Source organism: Vasconcelosia minhoensis LEGE 07310, from assembly GCF_015207255.1.
Taxonomy (GTDB): domain Bacteria; phylum Cyanobacteriota; class Cyanobacteriia; order Phormidesmidales; family Phormidesmidaceae; genus Vasconcelosia; species Vasconcelosia minhoensis.
The window spans coordinates 1-2,818 of record NZ_JADEXG010000140.1 but is presented as its reverse complement, the minus strand read 5'-3'; the positions used below and the strand labels follow the sequence as shown (position 1 = coordinate 2,818).

The following is a 2,818-nucleotide window of genomic DNA, read 5'->3' as shown; positions in this document are numbered from 1 at the left end:
CTTCGACCTCAAACGACACGATGGCACGACTGCTGCTCAGCGCTTATTTGGGCACGATTTTCCCGACGTATTTGAATGGATGCTAGCGCAGGTAGGTGATCTACCTATGCCTCGGCGGTCTTCTAAATCACAACAGCCGAAACCCTTATACGCAGACACTTTCCCGGCTTAAGTTGGTACCCCAATTTGTTATTTAGATAAAGAATGCTTTTGCCCCGCTGACTTCTATACAGAAAACTAACTGATGGAATTCCGTATTTCTGATACCTTCACCGACAGCCTAACCAAGCTGACCAATCAGGAACAAAAAGCGGCTAAGACTACCGCTTTCGACCTGCAACTCGACCCAACTATTTCAGGGCTGCGCTTCCACAAGCTCGATCGTGTCAAAGACCCCAATTTTTGGTCTGTCAGCGTCAATATGGACCTTCGCCTGATCGTCCACAAAACCGCTGCCAGCCTGATGCTCTGCTATGTCGATCACCACGATGACGCTTACAGCTGGGCCAGCAAACGCAAGATCGAGCGTCATCCTAAGACAGGTGCGGCACAGCTCGTAGAGGTGCGAGAGCGGGTTGAGGTAGTGGCTAGCGAACAGTGGCTGGTGACTAGTGAGCAGCCACAAACCACCGAACACCCGCCACAAACCACTCTCCCACTCCTATTTACCCACGTTTCCGAAGATGACTTACTCAGCTACGGCATTCCCCCCGAGTGGCTCGACGACGTCAAAACCGCTACTGAAGATACCCTCTTTGACGTCGCCGAACATCTCCCTCAAGAAGCGTCTGAAGCCCTGCTTGAACTTGCTACCGGCGGACAGCCTCAGCAACCGACCCCCATTTCCGCTAACGCCGATCCCTTCAGCCATCCCGATGCCCAGCGCCGCTTTCGAGTTATGGCCAACCAGGACGAACTCCAGCGCGCCCTCGACTACCCTTGGGAAAAGTGGACCGTTTTTCTCCACCCTGCCCAGCAGTCTCTGGTGGAGCGAGACTTCAGCGGTCCGGTCCGCATCTCTGGTTCCGCTGGCACCGGCAAAACCATCGTAGCTCTCCACCGAGCCGTCTTTCTTGCCCGTCGCCATCCCCAAGCTAGCATCCTGCTTACCACCTTCTCCCAGGCCCTTGCCAACTCCCTACAGCTGAAGCTCGATCGTCTGATCGGTAATGATGCTAATCTGCGTAGCCGCATTCAAGTCCATCCCATTCGCGGCATTGCCTACGAACTCTACATCCAAGCCTTTGGCACGCCTAATCTCGCTGAACCTGAGCAGGTCAAAGCGCTGCTGCTAGCTACGGCTGACCAGCATGACAGCGATACCTTTACCGATACCTTCCTCTGGGGCGAATGGAATGATGTCGTCGATGCCTGGCAGCTTTATACCTGGGAGGCCTACCGAGATGTACCTCGATTGGGTCGCAAAACTCGCCTGGGCAGTAAGCAGCGGGAAAGCCTCTGGGCCATTTTCAAGCAGGTGCAGCAGTCCCTCAAACAGAAGAACCTGATTACCTGGGCCGGGCTCTTTCGCCGCATCACCCAACACCTGGCCAGCGCGGATACCCTGCCTTTCGATTTTGCGATCGTCGATGAAGCCCAAGATTTGGGCATCGCCGAACTGCAATTCCTCGCCGCCCTCGGCACCCTTCGTCCCGACAGCCTCTTCTTCACTGGCGACCTGGGCCAGCGAATTTTTCAGCAGCCCTACTCCTGGACGTCTTTGGGCGTCAATATTCGGGGGCGATCGCAAACGCTGAAAATTAACTACCGCACCTCCCACCAGATTCGCCAGCAGGCCGACCGTCTGCTGCCATCGGCGATCGCAGATGTGGACGGCAATGTAGAAGAAAGACGGCATACCGTCTCTGTCTTTAACGGTCCAATGCCAGAAATCCAGGTTTGCGATGATCCGGATGCTGAGATCCAGTTTGTCGCTGAATGGATTGCCGACAGATTGGCCGCTGGGCTTCAACCCGATGAAATTGGTCTGTTTGTTAGGTCTGAGGAGCAGCTTGAACGCGCGATCGCGTCGATCCAAAAAGCCGGAGCCACACCCGCTGAGCTCAATCATCAGGTCACGCCTGCTCAGGGCCGCATCGCAGTCAGCACGATGCATCTGGCTAAAGGTCTGGAATTCCGCGCTGTTGCCGTCATGGCTTGTGACGATGAAGTTCTGCCCCTGCAAGACCGGATCGAAACTATCTCAGACGAAGCCGACCTTGAGGAAGTCTATAGTACAGAGCGCCATTTGCTTTATGTAGCCTGTACCCGCGCCCGAGACCAGCTATTAATCACAGGAATTGAGCCAGCCTCTGAGTTTTTAGACGATTTGAAAAGGCAATCAGGGAGAGGTTAAACCTGAATGACGGAAAGTTGACTTAAAGTGAAAGGCGTCAGCCTCCCATCAAAATAACGTTGTCTAGAACATGGATGATGCCGTTTGAGGCTTCGACATCTGCGGCGACGACCGTCGCGTTTTTGACTTCAAATAGGCCGTTGGCGCGCACTGGGATAGGCGAACCCTCAACTGAGGTCAGGCTATCGACAGTGGCTAAATCCGCCTGACTCCATTTGCCAGAGACCACGTGGTAGGTGAGAATGCGGGCGAGCTGGGGCGGGTTTTGTACCAGGGTTTGAACGGTACCGGGCGGCAGCTTGGCGAAGGCGGCATCGTTGGGCGCGAAGACAGTGAAGGGGCCATCAGACTGGAGGACTTCGACCAGGTTAGCGGCTTTAACGGCAGCGACCAGCGTTTCGAAGCCCTCGGTTTGGAGGGCGATTTCGACAATGGTAGGCATGGGCGGGTGGTGGGTGGTGG

At 55.1% G+C, this 2,818-nt stretch carries 3 protein-coding genes; 2 read left to right on the top strand and 1 reads right to left on the bottom strand.

Annotated elements, in window-relative coordinates:
- The coding region (locus IQ241_RS26900; protein WP_228022094.1) for a DUF6399 domain-containing protein at positions 1-172 on the top strand (172 nt) is incomplete at its 5' end.
- 72 nt (positions 173-244) lie between these two features.
- Positions 245-2,356: a 3'-5' exonuclease gene (locus tag IQ241_RS25105; protein ID WP_193912531.1), complete on the top strand. Its 2,112-nt coding sequence runs from the start codon at positions 245-247 to the stop codon at positions 2,354-2,356.
- Between the two features lie 37 nt (positions 2,357-2,393).
- On the opposite strand, the gene IQ241_RS25100 is transcribed toward IQ241_RS25105, so the two are convergent.
- Positions 2,394-2,798: a fasciclin domain-containing protein gene (locus IQ241_RS25100; RefSeq protein WP_193912529.1), complete on the bottom strand. Its 405-nt coding sequence runs from the start codon at positions 2,796-2,798 to the stop codon at positions 2,394-2,396.
- Positions 2,799-2,818: the final 20 nt, after the last annotated feature.

Excerpts from the sequence above, each read along its gene's own strand:
- IQ241_RS25105 (WP_193912531.1), top strand. The coding sequence starts at position 245 with ATGGAATTCCGTATTTCTGATACCTTCACCGACAGCCTAACCAAGCTG.
- IQ241_RS25100 (WP_193912529.1), bottom strand. The coding sequence starts at position 2,798 with ATGCCTACCATTGTCGAAATCGCCCTCCAAACCGAGGGCTTCGAAACG.